The 20,088-nt window shown below is 46.5% G+C and carries 19 protein-coding genes and 1 tRNA gene; 8 read left to right on the top strand and 12 right to left on the bottom strand.

What is annotated here, in order from left to right; translation table 11 throughout:
- Positions 1–4: 4 nt before the first annotated feature.
- The 5 genes from G469_RS0101510 to dnaK form a co-directional block, all read right to left on the bottom strand.
- Positions 5–1,024, bottom strand: a complete 1,020-nt coding sequence (locus G469_RS0101510) for an SPFH domain-containing protein (RefSeq protein ID WP_028263542.1) — start codon at positions 1,022–1,024, stop codon at positions 5–7.
- 129 nt (positions 1,025–1,153) lie between these two features.
- The gene (locus G469_RS0101515) at positions 1,154–1,579 is read right to left on the bottom strand and encodes a heat shock protein transcriptional repressor HspR (protein ID WP_028263543.1); all 426 of its coding nucleotides are present in this window, start codon (positions 1,577–1,579) and stop codon (positions 1,154–1,156) included.
- Between the two features lies 1 nt (position 1,580).
- Entirely contained in the window at positions 1,581–2,492 is a 912-nt protein-coding gene (locus tag G469_RS0101520) for a DnaJ C-terminal domain-containing protein (RefSeq protein WP_028263544.1), read from the bottom strand.
- Positions 2,493–2,558: 66 nt separating this feature from the next.
- Complete coding sequence (gene grpE / locus G469_RS0101525) at positions 2,559–3,329, bottom strand: nucleotide exchange factor GrpE (RefSeq protein WP_028263545.1); 771 nt, start codon at positions 3,327–3,329, stop codon at positions 2,559–2,561.
- A gap of 11 nt (positions 3,330–3,340) precedes the next feature.
- Entirely contained in the window at positions 3,341–5,233 is a 1,893-nt protein-coding gene (dnaK, locus tag G469_RS0101530) for a molecular chaperone DnaK (RefSeq protein ID WP_028263546.1), read from the bottom strand.
- A 329-nt stretch (positions 5,234–5,562) separates the two neighbouring features.
- Between dnaK and G469_RS0101535 the strand changes: the two genes are divergently transcribed.
- On the top strand, positions 5,563–5,751 hold the full coding sequence (locus tag G469_RS0101535) for a DUF362 domain-containing protein (protein WP_028263547.1): 189 nt from the start codon (positions 5,563–5,565) through the stop codon (positions 5,749–5,751).
- 196 nt (positions 5,752–5,947) lie between these two features.
- Positions 5,948–6,490, top strand: a complete 543-nt coding sequence (yfcE, locus tag G469_RS0101540; RefSeq protein WP_028263548.1) for a phosphodiesterase — start codon at positions 5,948–5,950, stop codon at positions 6,488–6,490.
- Here the strand turns inward: yfcE and tadA are convergent.
- Positions 6,471–6,950, bottom strand: coding sequence for a tRNA adenosine(34) deaminase TadA (gene tadA / locus G469_RS0101545; RefSeq protein WP_028263549.1), 480 nt, complete (start codon positions 6,948–6,950; stop codon positions 6,471–6,473). The genes yfcE and tadA overlap by 20 nt on opposite strands.
- Before the next feature lie 69 nt (positions 6,951–7,019).
- Here tadA and G469_RS0101550 point away from each other — a divergent pair.
- Together G469_RS0101550 and G469_RS0101555 are read left to right on the top strand one after the other, a co-directional pair.
- Positions 7,020–7,109: transfer RNA gene (locus tag G469_RS0101550), tRNA-Ser, on the top strand.
- A 183-nt stretch (positions 7,110–7,292) separates the two neighbouring features.
- Positions 7,293–7,844 carry a LemA family protein gene (locus G469_RS0101555; protein WP_028263550.1) on the top strand — a complete coding sequence of 184 codons (552 nt, stop codon included), beginning with the start codon at positions 7,293–7,295 and terminating at the stop codon, positions 7,842–7,844.
- A 104-nt stretch (positions 7,845–7,948) separates the two neighbouring features.
- Here the strand turns inward: G469_RS0101555 and G469_RS0101560 are convergent, their stop codons facing one another.
- Positions 7,949–9,022 (bottom strand): AraC family transcriptional regulator, encoded by a 1,074-nt coding sequence (locus tag G469_RS0101560; protein ID WP_028263551.1) that lies wholly within the window; start codon positions 9,020–9,022, stop codon positions 7,949–7,951.
- A gap of 129 nt (positions 9,023–9,151) precedes the next feature.
- Here G469_RS0101560 and G469_RS0101565 point away from each other — a divergent pair, with 129 nt between their 5' ends.
- On the top strand, positions 9,152–10,960 hold the full coding sequence (locus G469_RS0101565; RefSeq protein ID WP_028263552.1) for an ABC transporter ATP-binding protein: 1,809 nt from the start codon (positions 9,152–9,154) through the stop codon (positions 10,958–10,960).
- Entirely contained in the window at positions 10,961–12,700 is a 1,740-nt protein-coding gene (locus G469_RS0101570) for an ABC transporter ATP-binding protein (protein WP_028263553.1), read from the top strand.
- Positions 12,701–12,792: 92 nt separating this feature from the next.
- On the opposite strand, the gene G469_RS0101575 is transcribed toward G469_RS0101570, so the two are convergent.
- The 5 genes from G469_RS0101575 to G469_RS08000 form a co-directional block, all read right to left on the bottom strand.
- A complete protein-coding gene (locus tag G469_RS0101575; RefSeq protein WP_028263554.1) occupies positions 12,793–12,996 on the bottom strand; it encodes a hypothetical protein in 204 nt (67 codons plus the stop codon).
- 3 nt (positions 12,997–12,999) lie between these two features.
- A complete protein-coding gene (locus G469_RS0101580; protein ID WP_211225392.1) occupies positions 13,000–13,485 on the bottom strand; it encodes a hypothetical protein in 486 nt (161 codons plus the stop codon).
- Between the two features lie 77 nt (positions 13,486–13,562).
- Positions 13,563–14,894 carry a sensor histidine kinase gene (locus G469_RS07995; protein WP_051353683.1) on the bottom strand — a complete coding sequence of 444 codons (1,332 nt, stop codon included), beginning with the start codon at positions 14,892–14,894 and terminating at the stop codon, positions 13,563–13,565.
- Positions 14,891–15,613, bottom strand: a complete 723-nt coding sequence (locus G469_RS0101590; RefSeq protein ID WP_028263556.1) for a response regulator transcription factor — start codon at positions 15,611–15,613, stop codon at positions 14,891–14,893. The genes G469_RS07995 and G469_RS0101590 overlap by 4 nt, the downstream gene beginning before the upstream one ends.
- A gap of 122 nt (positions 15,614–15,735) precedes the next feature.
- Positions 15,736–16,575, bottom strand: a complete 840-nt coding sequence (locus G469_RS08000; RefSeq protein ID WP_051353684.1) for a C39 family peptidase — start codon at positions 16,573–16,575, stop codon at positions 15,736–15,738.
- Between the two features lie 361 nt (positions 16,576–16,936).
- Between G469_RS08000 and G469_RS0101600 the strand changes: the two genes are divergently transcribed.
- Both G469_RS0101600 and G469_RS0101605 read left to right on the top strand, forming a co-directional pair.
- A complete protein-coding gene (locus G469_RS0101600) occupies positions 16,937–18,769 on the top strand; it encodes a magnesium transporter MgtE N-terminal domain-containing protein (RefSeq protein WP_028263557.1) in 1,833 nt (610 codons plus the stop codon).
- Positions 18,770–18,896: 127 nt separating this feature from the next.
- The gene (locus G469_RS0101605) at positions 18,897–20,087 is read left to right on the top strand and encodes an Nramp family divalent metal transporter (protein ID WP_245579102.1); all 1,191 of its coding nucleotides are present in this window, start codon (positions 18,897–18,899) and stop codon (positions 20,085–20,087) included.
- Position 20,088 lies beyond the last annotated feature (1 nt).

The following is a 20,088-nucleotide window of genomic DNA, read 5'->3' on the forward strand; positions in this document are numbered from 1 at the left end:
GACCTTAATAAAGTGAACCAGTATTAAGAACGGGCTGAGCCTCAGATTCGCCACAGAGCACTACCATAAGATTGGATGCCATAGTGGCTTTGCGCTCCTCATCCATCTCTACAATGCCATCACGAGAAAGCTGCTTAAGTGCCATATCTACCATGGACACCGCACCCTCTACAATCTTCTTACGTGCAGCAATAACTGCCTCTGCCTGCTGGCGACGCAACATTGCCTGAGCAATCTCGGAGGCATAGGCCAAGTGAGTCAGACGAGCATCACTTACCGCAACACCAGCGGGAGCAAGCCTGTTTTCCAGCTCTACCTGCAACGCATCAGATACTTCCTCAATATTGGTGCGCAGAGTAATAGAGGTTGCGGCGTTATCGTCATCCTCCATATGATCATAAGCATACACGCTAGCAACGTGGCGTAGTGCGGTTTCTGCCTGCATGCTTACATAAGACTCGTAATCATCCACGTCAAACAAAGCTTTGGCGGTATCTGCTACATGCCACACAACGACGGTTGCAATCTCAATAGGGTTGCCCATGCGATCGTTTACCTTGATACGCTCACCATTAAGAGTGCGCTCACGAACAGAAATAATGGACTTATGAGATTTAGTTACGGGAGCCTCTAGGCCAGTGACCATGCTACCAAGATTTTCGACCGTCTCTACATTACCCAAGTTCTTGGCATAAAAGGGATTGGCCCAACGAAAGCCCGTATCGCGCACCGTACCAACATAGTCACCAAACAAGACGCACACGCGGGCCTGACCAGGTTGCAGACTAAAGAATCCATTGGCAAGGTTAGCACCAGCAATAACGCACAAAACAGCCAAGATGATTCTGCTAAACTCCAAGAAGCTGGGCTCCAAGCCATAGGCTTCCAACTCAATTACAGACATTACAAAATTTACGATAAAAAAGATGGCCGCAAGGAACAGTCCAATAGTAACGGCTAACATAAGCCAACCGCTTTTGGCATGAAGTTCCTTCTCAACACTTACATTTGCGCTCTGAGACATGATCGTTCTTTCTACACAGCGAGTTGCGAACTTTCCCTGTGAAAGTGCTGGACTCGATATATCGAGATGATATCACATTGGTTTCTCTATGCAAGAAAAATCGGTGAGATTTTACTCCCACCGATTTCTTTATCGTCCTTCACCCAAAAGACCGCGCATAACCGCTTCGGGACTTGACCCTTCATAGCGTGCTAATGAGGTAATTCGTTCACGCATCCTCAACTCATGCACCTCATCTTCAAGTTCGCGAATACGAGCGCGCAGGCGGATAATTTCCTCATCCTGCTCGTGATAACGTTCGCGCATATCCAAAATGCGAATAACACCCGCTAAGTTAATGCCTTCATCCGTTAACTTGCTAATAAGATTCAGACGCTCAATATCACGGGCGGAATACAAACGTGTATTACCGCGAGACCTACCAGGATTAACCAGGCCTTTTTGCTCGTAAATACGCAAAGTCTGAGGATGCATGCCTGTAAGTTCCGCAGCAACGCTAATCATGTAGAGAGGCTTATCTCTGCCAGCCGAAAATTTATCTTCGCCCAGAGCCATACTACTTCACGTCCTTTCGGTACTCACGCGTATCATCCTTAAGAAGTGCCTCAAGCTCAGTGCGCTCCTTCTCGCTCAGATGCGTAGGAACTTTTACGCGAATTTCCACGTAGAGCGCACCACGAGTACCCTTGCGTTTAACATTAGGTGCACCTAAATCACGCAAGCGCATCTTTTTTCCATCCTGCGTACCTGCAGGGATTTTGATAGAAACTGTGGAATGCTGCGGGGTTGGAACTTCTACCACACAGCCCAATGCAGCCTCATACATGCTAATGGGAAGCTCCATACGCACGTCTGCACCATCGCGCTTGAACACAGGATGCTCAATAATGTTGGTAGTAACCACCAAATCACCACGAGTGCCGCCATTACGACCAAACTCGCCACGACCTTTAAAACGCAGCTTACCACCATGTACAGCGCCAGCAGGAACTTTTACGGTCAAACTCTGCTGCTCGCCCGTGGATGGAACGCGATAGGTAACCTTACGCGTAGTTCCCTCTAAGGCTTCATCAAAACTTACTTCTACAGTAAGCGATAAGTCACTACCTTTTTGAGGTCGGTTGACCGCACCATTAAAGATGCTGGAAAAATCAAAACCGCCCATACTGCCACCAGCATTGTTAATGAAGTCTGCCCAATTAACACCAGCGCCATTACCCCCAGCATAGCTACGATAATTGCCGCCACCAGGAATGCCACCAAAGGACAGTATTTGGTCATACTCTCGACGCTTATGCTCATCAGAGAGTGTATCGTATGCTTCGCTGATTTCCTTAAATTTCTTCTCGTCACCACCAGCATCGGGATGATAGGTGCGTGCGAGTGAGCGGAATGCTTTTTTAATCTCATCTTGGGTGGCGTTTTTCTTCACACCAAGGACATCGTAATAGGTTTTTTGCTTTGCCATGGAGAAGTTCGCCTCCCTTCACATAGCTACGCCCGAGCAGTGCTCGGGCGTGAGCCGTATATGTTATTACTCGTTTTTATCTGTTGCCTTATCTGCAACAGCTTCCTCATCTACCTGCTCTTCCACAGCAGGAACGGGGCGCGCGGGACCATTAAAAGTAACCGTAACCATGGCAGGACGGATAACCTTAGTACCCATGCGATAGCCCAGTTGATACACATCACGAACAGTATCCGCATAATCGTTGGCATCATCCACACGACCAACAGCTTGATGAGCTAAAGGATCAAAAACTTCTCCTGCAGGATTGATAACTTCAACACCCTCACGGCCAAGCACATCCAAAAACTTAGCGCGAACGGCATCGACACCCTTAGTAAAGGAAGCGAGATCCTCGTTGCCTTCACAAACCGTATTGGCATGAGCCAGAGCGCGTTCAAGATCATCAATGACGGGGAGCAGATTACATACAAGCTTTTCGGTAGCTAAGGCGCGCTCTGCCAGACGCTCGCCCGCCGTACGCTTACGATAGTTTTCCCAATCTGCCTGCACACGCGCTGCGCGCTCCTGCGCAGAAGCTTTTGCCTCAAGAGCTTCCTCAAGTTTGGCAGCCAGCTCATCGCGTTCAGAGCGTGCAGTATCTGCTTCTGCCTTTAGGTCAGCCTCTGCTGCTTCTTCTCCACGACGGATTGCTTCTGCAACCAGAGCTTCTTCGTCCAGCTCGGGGGCGGCGCTGGCCGAGTCGTCAGCGCCTTGCCCGTCCTGAACATCCATATCTTGCTCGAGTTCTTTGGGCTCCTCGATATCCTCGGGCTTTAAAGAAGTGTCCTCAGACATATCCGGTCCCCTTACTCGTTCTTGTCGTTATCTACTACCTCGTAGTCTGCATCAACTACGTCATCGGAAGAAGCTGTAGACGCACCATCTGTAGATTGCTCGTTAGCTGCAGAGTACACAACTTCGGCAAGCTTGTGTCCAACCTCCTGGAGCTTCTCGGAAGCAGACTTAATAGCCTCAATATCTGTGCCTTCAAGGGCCTTCTTAGCCTCATCAACGGCAGCCTGTACCTCGGTCTTAAGATCATCTGCTACCTTATCACCCAGCTCGTTGAGGGTTTGCTCAGTGCTATACGCCAAAGAATCGGTCTGGTTACGAATTTCAATCTCATCCTTCTGACGCTTGTCCTCCTCGGCGTGAGCCTCGGCATCCTTAACCATACGATCTACTTCGTCGTCAGAAAGGGCAGTAGAACCAGAAATGGTAATCTGCTGGCTCTTGCCTGTAGCCTTATCCTTAGCGGTTACCTTAACAATACCGTTTGCATCAATATCAAAGGTGACCTCAATCTGAGGAGTACCACGGCGAGCAGCAGGAATGCCCTCAAGCTGGAAGCGACCCAAACTCTTGTTATCGCGAGCCATCTCGCGCTCACCCTGCAAGACATTAATTTCTACAGAAGTCTGGTTATCTGCAGCGGTGGAATACACCTCCGTCTTGGAGGTAGGAATGGTGGTGTTACGATCAATCATCTTGGTCATAACGCCGCCCATGGTCTCTACGCCCAAAGACAGCGGAGTTACATCCAGAAGCAAGATGCCCTCTACGTCACCAGTAAGAACGCCACCCTGAACAGCTGCACCGTCTGCAACTACCTCGTCTGGGTTAACAGACATGTTAGGCTGCTTGCCGGTCATCTGCTTTACCAAGTTCTGAACAGCTGGCATACGGCTGGAACCACCAACCAAAATAACCTCATCTACCTCAGAGATAGCAACATTTGCGTCATGCAAGGCCTTGGTTACTGGCTGCTTGCAGCGGTCGAGAAGATCGCGAGAAATGCGCTCAAACTCTGCACGAGACAAATCATACATAAGGTTCTTGGGGCCATTAGCATCCATGGCAATAAAAGGCAGGTTGATGGTGGTCTGAGAAGAAGCAGACAGTTCCTTCTTGGCATTCTCTGCTGCTTCCTTAAGACGCTGCAGCGTCATAGGATCATTGCGCAAGTCAATGCCATTCTCGTCTTTGAACTTATCTGCCATCCAGTCAATAATGCGCTGATCCCAGTCATCGCCACCCAAATGGTTATCACCATTGGTAGCCAAAACCTCTACCACGCCATCTGCAAGATCAAGCAAAGATACATCAAAGGTGCCACCACCCAAGTCAAATACAAGAACCTTCTGCTCGGATTCCTTTTTATCCAAACCATAGGCCAAAGCTGCAGCCGTAGGCTCGTTCACAATGCGCTGAACATTAAGACCGGCAATCTTGCCTGCGTCCTTGGTTGCCTGACGCTGAGCATCATTGAAGTAGGCAGGAACCGTAATAACAGCGTCTGTTACGGTCTCTCCCAAATACTTCTCTGCATCTGCCTTCATCTTAGAAAGAATCATTGCGGAAATCTGCTCTGGAGTGAAATCCTCACCATCAATCTCTACCACCGAGCGGCCACCCTGGCCAGACTTTACGGTATAGGGAACAGTCTTAAGCTCAGAGCTTACTTCATCAAAACGACGACCCATAAAACGCTTAATCGAGAAAACCGTGTTCTTGGGGTTTGCAACAGCACTGTTCTTTGCTGCCTTGCCCACTACACGATCGTCGGAGCGAAAACTTACAACAGAAGGAGTAGTGCGATCTCCTTCTGCGTTAACAATAATGGTAGGCTCGCCACCCTCCAAAATTGCCATTGCGGAATTGGTAGTACCAAGGTCGATACCAAGAATCTTGTTACCCATAATATATCCTTCCAATATGCCGGCGTATGCGCCAGCAAGTGCTTTACGCTTTGATTGATACCCATGCTTTACATCAATATACAAAATCTAAGTGACTTATTGATATATTTTTTAATTGTTCATATTTAAACTTTTATGAGTCATCTAATTCCCACTAGTTTACCTGCACAAACTTATAATAGAAATTTTCAATATCTTAAAAAAAGACTTCATTTTTTGCTTGATTTACATCCCATGGGTGCTATTCTCAACCCCGAGGAGTCACTCGCAGCAGTGTATTCGGAGAGGGATACACGCGAGTTGAAAAATAAGAAGGAATGGAGAATAGCATGTCTCACCCTGTTATTGTTGCCGATGAGTGCGTATCCTGCGGCGCTTGTGTAGACGCTTGCCCTTGTGATGTTCTTGAGCTTGGCGACGAGTGCGCAGAAGTAATTGACGCCGATTCTTGCATCGCCTGCGGCGCTTGCTTGGACGCTTGCCCCACCGGTGCCATCACCGAGATTGTAGAGGACTAGTTTTAAGCCATCTCTTGGCCTTTAACATAGTTTTTCTCATCGAGAGACAGCTAAGGGACCGTTCCTCACGGTCCCTTTTCTTATAATATTTTGTATGACGGTGCGCATTGCAGGACATTACACACAACCCGTCAAACGTACTATGCCTTGTAGAGCACACCAAACTAACTCTTATCGTGAAAGTAGGCTCAGACTTATGAAATTGCTTATTGCTTCAGATATTCACGGCTCTGCCTACTGGTGCCAAAAGCTCATTGATGCGGTAGCTATCGAGAAACCCGACCGCTTGATACTCTTAGGAGACATTCTCTACCACGGTCCCAGAAATGACCTCCCACGTGGCTATAACCCTAAGCAGGTCATTAACCTTCTCAATCCGCTTGCCGCAAGCATTATTGCATGCCGTGGAAATTGTGAAGCAGAAGTAGACCAGATGGTACTGGACTTTGCTTGTATGGCAGAAGCAAATTCCTTAATTGACCCGCACACTAACAAGACTATCTTCCTTAGTCATGGTCATGTTTGGGGTCCTGGCCTGCACAATAGTGTTGACCGATGGCCAACACTTAAGCAAGGAGATATCTTTTTGTATGGACATACGCACAAAAAGGTTAATCAACAGATAAAGGGTCATGAGGGCATTACCGTGTTCAATCCCGGATCAACCAGTCTTCCTAAAGATGACACTAATAGCTATGGCATCTACAAAAATGGCGAGCTTACTCACGTTCTTTTTTAGAAGCCCTACGAGCTCGAAAGAAATTCCGCAATAGAGTAGCAGACTTGTCTGCAAGCACACCTGATGTCACTTCAAACTCATGGTTGAGCCGTATGTCATGGCTCATATCGTATAGCGTGCCCAGTGCACCACCCTTGGGATCACTGGCACCATATACACACCTGTCTATACGGGCATTAACCATAAGCCCCGCACACATAATGCAGGGTTCCAACGTTACATACACCGTACAACCACTCAAACGCCAGCGCTCAAGCTTTTGACTTGCAGCTACCATGGCACAAAACTCTGCATGAGCGGAAGGATCTAGGTCTTGTTCACGCTTATTGTGTGCACGAGCCACAACCTCACCATCGCACACCACTACCGCACCAATGGGAACCTCACCTTCTAAAGCAGCACGAGTAGCCTCCTCAAGTGCCAAGCGCATGAACTTCTCATCATCGTGTTGATTAAACATAAACCACCCTTAGTTAAAGTTAATGGTTCTATGGTAGCGTCAGATGCGCTAAAATGGCTACACAACCACGGAGGGATGGCAGAGTGGTTGAATGCGGCGGTCTTGAAAACCGTTGAGCGTTTGTGCGTTCCGAGAGTTCGAATCTCTCTCCCTCCGCCATTTACTTGATATAACCCCGCAGCTTAAGTGGCCTTTGCTTAGGTTTGTGGGGTTGTTTTATTTGCAGGGCACCCCAACCAAACAAACAGACAATCAATAAGATATATACGCTCGTTATAAGGATGGGTATACTTAGGAATAAGTCGTTGCGTTTGTAGTCAACGACACTAAGAAAGGACTATCATGCCCGTAATTATTGCCGTTGTGGTTGTGGCTGCGCTTTTGTTCTTGTTGGTTGGTCTGTACAACAACATGGTTGGCCTGCGTAATCGTTGTGATAACGCTTGGCAGACTATTGATACACAGCTACAGCGCCGTAGTGATCTCATCCCTAATCTGGTAGAAACGGTAAAGGGTTACGCTGCTCATGAGTCTCAGACCCTTGAAGCTGTTATTCAGGCACGCAACAGTTATGTAAGCGCCTCCACACCTGAGCAAGCAATGGATGCCAATAATCAGATTACTGGCGCTCTACGCCAACTCTTTGCTCTGTCCGAGTCTTACCCCGAGCTCAAGGCAAACACTAACTTCCAACAACTTCAGACGGACCTGTCTGACACCGAAGATAAGATTTCTTATGCACGTATGAGCTTTAATGATTGCGTGCTTAACTACAACAACGCAATTCAAACCTTCCCCGGTGTATTAATTGCTGGTATTTGCGGCTTTATTGCCAAAAAGGGCTTTGAGGTTGCCAGCGAGGCTGAGCGTCAAGCTCCTAAGGTTTCCTTCTAAAGGTCTCTTAACAGTTCACTTTTTTCGTTTTTTGCTTTAATAAACATAAGGAGCACCTCTGCAGCATTACGTGCACAGAGGTGCCTTTGTTTTGTCTATCCACTCTATCTACCTTGCTGTTTAAGCCAATCTCGCGGGGACATGCCTTTTTGTCTGACAAAAATACCGCGCACAGAACTCTCGCTTGTATAGCCAAGTTCTGAGGCAATTTCGTGCAGCGTTTTGCCACACAACAATGCTTCTTCTATCTTTTTAACACGTAACTCTGTGAGCGCCTCACCAATACTTTTGCCCTGTTCTGCCTTAAATCGTGTGCACAGCGTAGTACGACCTATATGAAACGTACGCGCCAACTCATCAAGTGTGGGCGGACAAGAAAGTGACTCTTGCAAAAAAGTCACTACTGCCTGAGAAAAACGCTTTATGGGACGCGTTGTTGTAAGAGGGGTAATCATACCCAGATCTGTCTTAAGCGTGTGGGTGCCACTATCGGCAAGAGCAGCCAGCATGTTAAGAATTTGTGCATACGCATCAACCTGCGGCATCTGGCGAGAAAAGCTACTGGGCAAAAGTCGCGAAAACATCTTTTTTACCTTGTTATTCTCATTAAGCGCCAAAGGACACTTTGACAAAAGTTGGATGGTATCCCAAAGCTCCCCAAAGCGTTTAGAAAAATCAGCTAGGCACTCTTGTGTAAGACATACCGTTGCGCTGGAATACACCGTTTGTTCTTCTATTTCAAACTGATAGCTGCCCGCACAACAGGGAAACGACATGGTAATATGCGGCATATCTTGAGCCAGTGCTTCAAGACTCTCTTCGTTGATATGCGCGTACGGCTGGGGCGAGCCTATTCGCTCCCATATTTCACTCATAAGCGCAAGCTCCTGTGTTTGCATGGTACCAATGCAAACATAATCCTGCACGGGTTTCTCTTCGAGTGAGAACGATGCAAGAGCAAGCCAGCTCATACGAGAAATAAGACATCCTTCAAAGGGCACATAGGCCCAATACCAGCCGCGTGCTCGCTCACTGTCTATACGAAATACCGTACCTACACCTGTCCACTTACACTCTGGATACGCTTTAACCTGCTTGATTTGAGGCAAAAAAATTGACTGCATTTGAGGGGAAATATGTGAGCAGGCGGCATCAAGCACTTGTTCTACATGCGTCATATTCCTCCTTAATTGTTCGTCAAACGCGTAAATCGTTCACCTTTGTGTTCTTTGGCTTCTTCCAGCATTCATAATTAGTTAACTACAGTTAACCAAATATACCATGCAACAGATGTGAGGAGGAGATAGATGAAGTCTTCATCAGATGGTGCCAAGCAAAACACGCTTGGAGTCTTATTTGAGCTTGCAGGTTCGAGAAAACCTCTCATTTTTGTGGGATGTGCTCTCTCGGGAATTTCCATGCTCTTAAGCCTGGCACCTTTTGTTTTTATTTGGCTCGTCGTACGCGACTTGGTAATGGTGGCTCCCAACTGGCAACAAGCAACAAGTATTTCTAGCTATGGCTGGGCTGCCTTTGCATTTTCCATTGCAAGTATTGTGCTTTATTTCATAGGTCTTATGTGCACACACCTTGCAGCTTTTCGCATTCAAACCAATATGAGCAAACGTGGTCTTGAGCACCTCATGCACGTGCCCTTGGGTTATTTTGACAACCACAGTTCTGGCATGCTACGCCGCAGAATTGAAGGAGTGGCCCGAGAAACAGAAACGCTTATAGCTCACAATCTTGCAGATATTACCGGTACCATTGTGCTATTTATTTCCATGCTGATACTGCTCTTCATTTTTGATTGGCGCATGGGTTGCGCTTGTCTTATCGCAGTAGCTATTTCCATTGCCAGCATGATGTCCATGATGGGTGGAGACCGCAAATCCTATTTAGATCGCTATCAGTCGGCACTTGATAACATGGGTTCCGCTGCCACTGAATATTTGCGTGGCATTCCTGTTGTAAAGGTTTTTCAACAGACAGTATATTCGTTCAAGGCCTATAAAGAGGCTGTCGAGAATTACAGTGTTTGGGCTCAAAAATACTCTGTAGACGTATGTAGAGCTCCCCAAAGTATTAATCTTACCTTTACAGAAGGCGCTTTTATCTTTTTGGTTCCTGTGGCAATTCTTTTAGCACCTGGTGCTCTGGCCTCAGGACAGTTTGTAAACTTTGTCTGCGACTTTGCCTTCTACGCTATTTTTAGCGCCATTATTGCCACAGCCCTTGCAAAAATTATGTTTGCAACCGGCGGTATGATGCAGGCAAACGAAGCACTTCGCCGCTATAGCCAAGTAATGGACACGGCTCAAATGCCCATAGCAGCACACACCACACATCCACAGGATGCAAGTGTCTGCTTTGAAAATGTAAGCTTTACCTACGAAGGTGCCACACACCCCGCCCTTGACTCACTAAGCTTAACGGTAGAGCCTGGAACCACTTTGGCTCTTGTAGGTCCTTCTGGAGGAGGCAAGACAACTGCTGCAAGCTTAGTTCCCCGTTTTTGGGATGTGGATAAGGGTCGCGTGCTCGTAGGCGGCGTTGATGTACGTGATATTGATACGCATGAACTTATGGACAATGTTGCCTTTGTTTTCCAGCGCAGTCATTTGCTTAAGGGTTCCATTTTGGAAAATGTTCTCTCAGCACGCCCCAATGCAACGCATGAACAAGTACTTGAAGCGCTGCATGCTGCTCAGTGTGACGATATTTTAGCCAAACTTCCTCAGGGAGTAGACACGGTTATTGGCACGAGTGGCACCTATCTTTCTGGCGGAGAAGTTCAGCGTATTCTTCTTGCGCAGGCCATTCTTAAAGATGCTCCCATTGTGGTTTTGGACGAAGCAACTGCGTTTGCCGACCCAGAAAACGAAGCACTTATCCAACAGGCTTTTGCACGCCTTGCCCAAGGAAAAACCGTCATCATGATTGCTCATCGCCTCTCAACCGTAGTAAGCGCCACTAAGATTGCCGTACTTAATGAGGGCAAACTGCAAGAGCAGGGAACCCATCAAGAGTTGATTGCTGCAGGCGGTCTTTATGCCCGCATGTGGAATGACTATCAAAATGCCGCAACTTGGAAAATTGAGCGAGGTGAGGCCTAAATGTTTGGCGAGAAATTCAAAAGAAACTTTGCGCTTACCGATAACGGCATTGCCGCAGTGCGTAAGGGCATACTATGGACCGTTATTACTAATCTTACAAGCATAGCTGGCATAGGCATTCTTTTTAAGCTTCTACAGGCGCTTATGGAAACACTTATGCACCAGGCTCCTTTGCCTTCAATCTTGCCCTATGCCGCAGCATTACTTGTGTTTTGTGTTGTGTCGTATCTTGTACATAGCCAGCAGTATTACCACACCTATGGCACGGTATATAACGAAGTTGGCCATTTGCGTCTTGCTCTTGGTGAGCGCATGCGTAAATTGCCCTTATCATTTTTTGGGCACCGTGATTTAGCTGATTTAGCAGAGACCATCATGCATGATGTCACACAGCTTGAACACGTGTGGTCTCATGTCTTGGGCTATCTGTATGGGGCCTATATCTCAACTGCCATTATCGCTGTAATGCTCTTAATGTATGACTGGCGTTTAGCGTTAGCCTCACTTTGGAGCGTTCCTGTTGCTTTTGGCTTGCTTTTTGGCCTGCGGAAGCTCACCTATCAAGAGCAAAAGAAGGCACGTGCTGCAGCACTTGAAGTAGCAGATCAAATTCAAGAATCTATCGAAGAGGTGCGGGAGATTCGCTCTAACAACTTAGAAGAGCATCGCCTTTTGGCAGTATTCAAAAAGATAGATACCAGCGAACGTCTGGAAACTCGCGCAGAAGCCATTACCGGCATTGCTATGAATGCGGCTTCGGTTATTATGCGCTTAGGTATTGCAAGTACCGTACTTGTGGGTGCGCAGCTCATTGCGGCTGGCCAGTTAGATTTTCTCGTATTTATTGCTTTTCTTTTGATGGTAACGCGCATATATGCACCCTTTGATCAGGCACTCGCACTTATTGCAGAGATGTTCTTCTCTAAGGTAGGAGCACAGCGTTTGCAAGGCATTTATGATGAGCCTATTGCGGGCGGAGAAAAAACATTTACTCCTGTAGGCCACGATGTGGAATTTGACCATGTTGGCTTCTCTTACCAGAACGAGCCTGTTTTGCGTGACGCAAGTTTTGTTGCCAAAGAAGGAGAAGTTACTGCCCTAGTTGGGCCAAGTGGTTCGGGTAAATCTACCTGCGCGCGCCTCGTAGCACGTCTTTGGGATGCAAACACTGGAACCATACGTATTGGTGGCGTAGATGCTTCCACGGTAGACCCTGAAGTATTACTCTCGGACATTTCCATTGTTTTCCAAGATGTCGTACTTTTTGACAACAGCGTAATGGAAAACATTCGTTTAGGTAGACGCGGTGCAAGCGATGAAGAGGTTCTTGCAGCAGCTCGTGCAGCAAATTGCGATGAGTTTGTTCAGCGACTACCAGAAGGCTATCAAAGTTTTATTGGTGAGAATGGCGCGAGACTTTCTGGCGGTGAGCGTCAGCGCATTTCTATTGCACGCGCCCTGCTTAAAGATGCGCCTATTCTGCTTTTGGATGAGGCCACGGCAAGTCTTGATGTAGAAAACGAAACTAAAGTTCAGGAAGCTCTTTCTCGCCTTCTAGCAAACAAGACTGTCCTTGTTATTGCTCATCGCATGCGTACGGTAGAACACGCAGACAAGGTTGTTGTACTCGATGAAGGACGAGTGGTAGAACAAGGCTCACCTCAAGAACTACTACAACAAGAAAGTGCTTTTGCACGTATGGTTAAGCTGCAACGCGAAAGCGCAAGTTGGCAGCTATAACTCTCCCAACGGCAAAATCTTAAAAGCAAACCGCCTCGATTACAAGGCGGTTTGCTTTTTGTAATCTAATTCCCAATAGCTTGCGTGATAACTCATCCTAAGGGATTATTTTTATCGTTCTTCTTCTGGAGATCCTCTAGGGTGTGCCAATTTTTTGTAGGTTCACTTTTATTAAGACCAAACATTTTCTTAAAGAGTGAAATAATTGCATCTATTCCTGCCACCCAAAGACGTGTGATTAAAAACCACACCACACAGACGGCTAGGAATACTAAGAAATACGCTACTAAGTCCATATGCTACTTCTTTCCGTATCCCTTAAAAAACTCATTAAACCGTTTCATCTCTTCCGGCTGATAAATATAGGCAAGGTATTTATCATCATTACCTTCTTGAGCAGAAAAGCTCGTATATCCCGCCATCATTCCACCTTGCTTATACAGCACATACGCGCCCATAGTAATTTTTGTTTTCTTAATAGCATCTCTCGTATAGAGAGTAGGTTCGCCACAGGCATCTAATTCTGGTGTTGTTTCGATAACTACAAGGCTCATATCCGACTCGCGATACCCAATAATGAGGCTTGCATATGTATATGTGGTTTTCCTTACAATTACGTAGCCTGTCGTTGAAATATCTTCTGAAAAGCCATAAATAATATTCCAGGAGTCTCCATCTTCCATAACACCATTAAACAACGCTCTTAATTTGTTTTTGTTTGCGTCGGATTTCTGAAGATCCCATTCCTTCTTTTTACCAAACCAGCCCATAACAAGACCTTTCATAGCAAAGTTCTATAGATAACTACTTATAGCATCTGCGGAACTGGTTCACTACCATTTCTTAATTCTTAACACATGCTTTATACATCCTTATCAGATGTACTGTAAGTGTTTGCAGAAGAGGACTGCGGAAAATATAGTGCAACCGAGAAGAGATCTGCGTCTACTCCAAGCTTAAGAGCACCGCCCTGAAGCTCCACAAGGCTTTGAGCAATGGATAAACCAAGACCCGAACCTTCGGTTGTACGCGAAGCATCGCCTCGAACAAATCGCTCAAGAAGCTCATCTGCATTACCGTGTAAGGGAGTAGTAGAAATATTCTTGCAGCTTATTTCAATATCACCAGCTTCATTCTCAAAGGCACTCACATACGCCCTTGTACCTGTCATTCCATATTTAGCAACATTGCTCAAAATATTGTCGATTACTCTTCCCATCTGTTTGCCATCCGCATCAATCATGAGTGGAGAGTCGGGAATTTTGCAAACAAGCTCGATGCCCTTCTCGGATAGACGAGCCTTCCACTCACCGCTTGCTTGAGAAATAAGCACGCCAGCATTAAGAGGAGTAAGCGTCACTAAGATATTGCCTGTTTGTGCCTTTGATGCCTCAATTAAATCCTCAATAAGCTTCTTTAGGCGTAAAGACTGACGAGTAAGCGCATCGGAGTACTCTATGAGCTTTTGCTCTTCACGATCTTCTGGAGCACTAACAAGCTCATGAGACAACAAATCGGTATAGGAAATCACCGAAGTAAGCGGTGTTTTAAGATCGTGGCTTACATTTGCAATAAGTTCATTACGCAAACGTTCTGCATGTACTTTTTTTTGCTCTGCATCAAGACTTTTGCGCAAGGCCTCTGCCCGTTCATCTGCAGCTTTGGAAATTACTTGCGCAAGCTTATTCACGTCGTGAGCAAGCTCGCGCAAGCTTCCTTGCATCATGCAATCATCCACTTGAGCTGTAAGGTCTCCTGCTGCAAGATTTCTAACAGTTTTTTGTATCTGAGTAAGACATGCCTGACGTTCAGCTAATATCACAAAGCTCAAGGAACACACCGTAAGAACGAGGAGCGTAAGTGCCAGCCCTGTATAGGTACAGATTAGTACGAGCACAGCTAAAACACAGTACCCTAGCATCCAGCGCCAAAGAAAAAGCCAGGCAATTTTAATATCGTTAGCCATCTCCCGCTGTTTTGCAATAAACAACATGCCAGCCATGGCCACGCAGTCAACAAAACTGATGATGTAGTATGCCCTAGGAAAATAATAAGCACCGTAAGCAGCAGGCGCAAAAAAAGCGTGAAGGAGTGGCACTAACAAAAAAAGACCAGTACCAGCCATAATACACATGAGCCAAACCCACATTGCGCCCGCATGTGTATTAAGGTTTTGATGGTTATTGCGCTTCATCGTACCTCTCCCATTTTGTAGCCACGGCCCCAAACCACCTGTACATAACGAGGCTCAGATGGGTTAATTTCAATTTTTTCTCGTAAATGTCGCACGTGTACTGCAACAGTATTCTCGCAACCATATGAGGGCTGACCCCAAACCGCCTGATAAATTTCAGCGGGACTATAGACGTGATTGGGATGTTGTATAAGAAAACGGCATATATCGTATTCTTTGGGCGTAAGGGCAATACTTTGGTCATCAACCGTAACTATTTTTGCTGCATCATCAAGCTTAATACCACCAAGAACATATGACGCGGGAGCATCCATCTTATTTTTAGCCTTAGCTGCACCTAAATCCTTATACCGACGCAATACGCTACGCACACGTGCAAGTAACTCCACAGGTACAAAAGGTTTTGTCACATAATCATCTGCACCTAAATCAAGCCCAAGTACCTTGTCTGTATCTTCACTTTTTGCAGTTACCATAATTACTGGCACATTACACAGCTTACGAATTGCCACAAGTGCAGCTGAGCCATCCATTACGGGCATCATTACGTCCAACAAAACAAGATCTATGGGGTTGTTGGTTTTGATACCTTGCTCAACAGCAGCAACGGCCTGTTTGCCGTCGTACGCACATAAGAGCTCCCATTGAGGGTTTTGTAAATAAATTTCAAGAGCTCTTACAATGTCACGGTCATCATCTACTAACAGAATGCGATACATCTTGGCTCTTCCTTAAACTTTGATGTTTGGTCACTTTCTGGTCAGACAAAGTGTTTATAAACATGCTTATTTTCTCATGAGGGTGCACCGTCTTACAGAAAAAAGCGTCTGCCCAAGAAAACTTAGGCTTTACAAAGAACCCAAAGGTTTTGAATCTGATGTTGAAGCTCGTCATATGTCCACGTTTTGTTTGAACGCTCTTTACTGTTGGGATCACATACAATAATTTTGTCATCCTTAAGGCCTGCAAGGACAATAAAATGTCCTGTCTTAGTAAAGTCACCTGGTCCCATAATGCAAATAATAGGATTATTAACCTTTAGATTTGCTTTAACGCGTTTTTCTTGTAAAGGAATTTGCGTTACGCTCAAACCAAGCTCACGACCACCTTCATATATAAGAGCCCATGCACTTCCCATGCCATCAACAGCCCAACCATGAGCTGTTGCAAACGTTCCCATTGCAAGCGGTGACATTGATGTATCACCTGTAAGGTAGATATAAGCCATCGAAAGACAGGTTGGCCCACACCCTGAGAGGGCAAAATATTGACCAGCGTAGCTCGTGTACCCCCACCGTTCATCCCATTGCATAAGCAGAGGGACTGTTTGGCTATGAGCAAATTCCGAAAGATTAATTGCAGGTGGATTATTGTGGTATTGGTCGTAATTAAGCACAAACTGCCGCGCTTCTGGATTGCGGTCATACAAAGACACAAGCTCGTTAGGAGTTGTTTCTGATGGTCGCTGCCACGGCAAATAGCCATTGTGCACATAAACAGCAGCACATGCTATCCCTACAAGCATACAAAAAACGATGAGGCGCCTAAGGTGATTGTGACGTTTATATTCATAGCGCCTATGATAGGATTGCGCAGTTAAAGAACTACGACTATAGATGTCTGTATCACTTCCGCAAGCAACATTGTCATAAGGCAAAGCTTCTTTGTTAAGGGTTTTCATGGCTTTTCCTTCTCACCAATAGATTGTTCCTTGGGCGCATTATCTGCTGGTGGTGGTTTAAGGAACTAGAACCAAAAGCCAAAAGATTTTCTTAATTTTGCTTGACAAGAACGTAGATTAAACAAGAAATTGACATTCTTACCGCTGTATATAAAAAATTGACGTGTACAATAAAGACTCGCCAAACCTTGTGTTTGTGGCGTTTTTTGCAGTCTAGGAGAAGGGGCACTATGAAACCTCGACCTCACAGTCGATAGCCCCCGTGGTGTGCTCTGCCGAGTCTACCGCGAGGGGTATGACCGGCACCGTGTAAGCGGCGCAATGCTTGTGCATAAAAAATGCACAGCTGGAAGGAGCATGCATGATTTATCTCTCCCAACTTTTGGGAAACCCCGTACTTGATGCCGATGGCAATAAAATCGGTGTAGTTAATGATCTCGGCATTGCAACAGGCGAGGTCTTCCCTCGTGTCACATCTCTTGCGTTTCAGGGTCCCGGCAAGACTCCTTTTATGATTTCCTGGCGCAAGTATGTAGAATCCTTTAACGAGGATGAGGTTCACCTAACCGTTCCTTCAACGGATATCCGTTTTTCATATCTACAGCCAGAAGAAGTTCTTATCGCTCGTGACCTGCTTAATAAGCAGATTGTAGATACGCGCGGTATGAAGGTTGTTCGTGTAAACGACCTTAAGCTTTCGGATACCAGCTCCAGCCAGCTACGCCTCCTTGGCGCAGAGGTTGGCGCCCGCGGATTACTACGCTCTCTTTCTCCCACTATCGAGAAGATCGTCGTACGCATCATGCGCAACTTTGGCAAAGACATCCCCGAGCGCGTTATTGCGTGGAACTACATGGACTTGCTGGATCGCAATCTGTCCAATGTTAAGTTGTCCGTCACCCATAAAACGTTAGATGAACTACATCCTGCAGACATTGCAGATATTATTGAGCAGCTCGATCCCCGTCTGCGAGGCCAAGTATTTGCCCAACTGGATGACGCACAAGCAGCAGAGGCCATGGCGGAGCTGGATGACGATCAAGCAGCAGAAATCGTAGGAGACATGGCAGAGCTTGATGCATCACGCATGTTGTCCGAAATGGACCCGGACGATGCAGCCGAGCTTGTATCTGAGCTTGACTACGCAAAGGCCGAGAAGCTCCTGAGGTTGATGGGCGTTAAGGAACAAAAGGCAGTGCGTCAGCTTCTTGGCTACCGAGAAGACACGGCGGGTCGTATTATGACCTCCGAAGCAGTGTTACTCCCAGAAGATGCCACCGTTAATGACGCGGTAGAAGCTCTACGCAACCTGGATGAGGACTTTGAAACTGTTCACTACATCTATCTAAAGGATGCCGAGGGTCGCCTGAGCAGCTTGGTTACCATGCGTTCTTTGGTTATTGCTAGCTCAAATACCAAACTATCTGATATTGCCATTGAGGATGAGCTTATTGTGGCAAGTCCTGAAGATGACCAGGAAGATGTTGCAGAAAACATTGCCAAATACAACTTGCTGGCCATGCCCGTTGTAGATGACAACCGTCGTCTTTTGGGTATTGTTACCGTAGACGATGCTCTGGATGTTTTGGAAGAAGAGCACGCTGAGGATTTGCAAATTGCTGGTGCCTCAAGTGGTGATTCCGAAGGTCGCCGCCCCATGGAGGGCATCTTATGGCTTATGCGCAATGAGATGTGGTTCTTTGTTTGGATGCTAAGCATGATTGCTCTAGCTGCTTTGTTTAACTCCCAAGGCTGGCTTAACATCTTTTTGTTGGGTGCAATGCTCCCCGTTGCTATTATTGCTGGTAATGATGCTGCAAGCCATGTTACCAACTCCTTTATTGAATATGATCCAGATGATGAAGATGCTCCAACCATGCTTGGTTTTGCTCTCTCATCGCTTGGATTGGGTATAGTGTTTGCCCTGCTTGTTGGCCTTATCTCGGGTAGTTTGGTAAATGTAGTCTCTCAGAGCAATGCACAAAACACCATCCTTATAAAGGGCATTATTGCTGCAGTTGCGGGCATCCTTGTGTCCTTTGCACTGACCCCGCTTTACCTTACTATCCTGCGTAAACGTGACGAGAAAAACCTAGAGAACTCCGGTGTTTCTTTAGCTGCCATTGCCATGATTGTCTCGGCAGTAGTCTTTATTATTGTTGCAGCAGTTCTGATTTATGGAATTGGTGCATAGTATGACAGCTCAGGCACAAAAACCCACACGTACTCCCAGCAATACAAGCACATCAACCAGCAGCTCCACTAACAATTCTGTGAGCAAAGCTGCTGGTAAGGCAGGCATCGCGGCCATCTTAGCTGCTATGGGTCCTGGCATCCTCACCTCATTTGCAGGTATGGATGCCGGTGGTATTGCAACTTTTTCTACCTCAGGCGCTTCTTTTGGCTTTACTATGCTGTGGACCATCCCCATCATGACCTTACTGTTGGTAGTGGTCCAAGAAACCTCTGCGCGCATGGGCTGTGCTACCGGCAAAGGCTTTGCTTCACTTATCCGCGAACGCTTTGGCGTGCGCATTTCTGCCTTAGCCATGTTGGCCCTTATCATTGCAAATTTTGCAGTAACTATTTCCGAATTTGCAGGTATTGCATCAAGCATGCTGCTGTTTGGCGTACCTATTTACGCTAGTGTTCCCGTAGCAGCCATTGGTACCTGGATACTTACCATGAGCGGCTCATACCGTCGTATCGAGAAAATCCTGCTGGTTATTAGTTCGGTATTTATCACCTACATTGTATCTGGCGTTATAGGTAAGCCAGATTGGAACATGGCATTGTACAAAACCGTTGTGCCCCAGCTTAGTACCAGCACTGCTTACATTTCTTTGCTGGTAGCAAGCGTTGGTACTACCATCTCACCCTATATGATCTTTATGGTTTCCAGTAATGTTGTCGAGAAAAACCTGGATGAGTCAGACATTCCTGCACAGCGTGCCGATAATGTCTCTGGTGCCGTAGCTCAAAGCATCATTGCATGGTTTATTATTCTCACCACTGGCGCTGTTCTCTTCCCTGCTGGTATTGAGGTAAACAGTGCCGCCGATGCCGCACGCGCTCTTGTCCCTTTGGCAGGACAATATGCCTCTGCCCTTTTTGCTATTGGCTTAGTTGGCGCTTCCTTCTTGGCAGCATGTGTACTACCAGGTATTACTGCCAGCGCTGTATGCGAAGCTTTTGGTTGGGAACGTGGTGCAGATCGCACCTGGCATGAGGCACCCATTTATCGTGGCATCATTACGGCCATTACCATTTTAAGTGCGCTCATTGTGCTGATCCCCAACATCGATTTGTTTGGCATCCTTATGGTTGCTCAAATTATCAATGGCATTGCTCTGCCCGTTTTGTTGGTATGCATGGTCTTGCTTGCAAGCGATAAGCACCTCATGGGTCCCTATCGCAATGGCAAGATTTGGAACGTACTAACTTGGTTTGTTGTTATTGCCGTTACCCTTTTAACCATTGTCATGTTTGCCATGCAGGCCTTGGGCATTTAAT

Origin of the sequence: Atopobium fossor DSM 15642 (genome assembly GCF_000483125.1) — a bacterium.
GTDB lineage: Bacteria > Actinomycetota > Coriobacteriia > Coriobacteriales > Atopobiaceae > Atopobium > Atopobium fossor.

What these genes read in the sequence shown, in the direction of transcription:
- yfcE (WP_028263548.1), top strand. Translation starts at nt 5,948, where the DNA reads ATGAAATTGCTTATTGCTTCAGATATTCACGGCTCTGCCTACTGGTGC.
- grpE (WP_028263545.1), bottom strand. Translation starts at nt 3,329, where the DNA reads ATGTCTGAGGACACTTCTTTAAAGCCCGAGGATATCGAGGAGCCCAAA.
- G469_RS0101590 (WP_028263556.1), bottom strand. Translation starts at nt 15,613, where the DNA reads ATGTATCGCATTCTGTTAGTAGATGATGACCGTGACATTGTAAGAGCT.
- G469_RS0101605 (WP_245579102.1), top strand. Translation starts at nt 18,897, where the DNA reads ATGGGTCCTGGCATCCTCACCTCATTTGCAGGTATGGATGCCGGTGGT.
- G469_RS0101600 (WP_028263557.1), top strand. Translation starts at nt 16,937, where the DNA reads ATGATTTATCTCTCCCAACTTTTGGGAAACCCCGTACTTGATGCCGAT.
- G469_RS0101535 (WP_028263547.1), top strand. Translation starts at nt 5,563, where the DNA reads ATGTCTCACCCTGTTATTGTTGCCGATGAGTGCGTATCCTGCGGCGCT.
- tadA (WP_028263549.1), bottom strand. Translation starts at nt 6,950, where the DNA reads ATGTTTAATCAACACGATGATGAGAAGTTCATGCGCTTGGCACTTGAG.
- G469_RS0101555 (WP_028263550.1), top strand. Translation starts at nt 7,293, where the DNA reads ATGCCCGTAATTATTGCCGTTGTGGTTGTGGCTGCGCTTTTGTTCTTG.
- G469_RS08000 (WP_051353684.1), bottom strand. Translation starts at nt 16,575, where the DNA reads ATGAAAACCCTTAACAAAGAAGCTTTGCCTTATGACAATGTTGCTTGC.
- G469_RS07995 (WP_051353683.1), bottom strand. Translation starts at nt 14,894, where the DNA reads ATGAAGCGCAATAACCATCAAAACCTTAATACACATGCGGGCGCAATG.
- G469_RS0101510 (WP_028263542.1), bottom strand. Translation starts at nt 1,024, where the DNA reads ATGTCTCAGAGCGCAAATGTAAGTGTTGAGAAGGAACTTCATGCCAAA.
- G469_RS0101565 (WP_028263552.1), top strand. Translation starts at nt 9,152, where the DNA reads ATGAAGTCTTCATCAGATGGTGCCAAGCAAAACACGCTTGGAGTCTTA.
- dnaK (WP_028263546.1), bottom strand. Translation starts at nt 5,233, where the DNA reads ATGGGTAACAAGATTCTTGGTATCGACCTTGGTACTACCAATTCCGCA.
- G469_RS0101575 (WP_028263554.1), bottom strand. Translation starts at nt 12,996, where the DNA reads ATGGACTTAGTAGCGTATTTCTTAGTATTCCTAGCCGTCTGTGTGGTG.
- G469_RS0101580 (WP_211225392.1), bottom strand. Translation starts at nt 13,485, where the DNA reads ATGAAAGGTCTTGTTATGGGCTGGTTTGGTAAAAAGAAGGAATGGGAT.
- G469_RS0101515 (WP_028263543.1), bottom strand. Translation starts at nt 1,579, where the DNA reads ATGGCTCTGGGCGAAGATAAATTTTCGGCTGGCAGAGATAAGCCTCTC.
- G469_RS0101520 (WP_028263544.1), bottom strand. Translation starts at nt 2,492, where the DNA reads ATGGCAAAGCAAAAAACCTATTACGATGTCCTTGGTGTGAAGAAAAAC.
- G469_RS0101570 (WP_028263553.1), top strand. Translation starts at nt 10,961, where the DNA reads ATGTTTGGCGAGAAATTCAAAAGAAACTTTGCGCTTACCGATAACGGC.
- G469_RS0101560 (WP_028263551.1), bottom strand. Translation starts at nt 9,022, where the DNA reads ATGACGCATGTAGAACAAGTGCTTGATGCCGCCTGCTCACATATTTCC.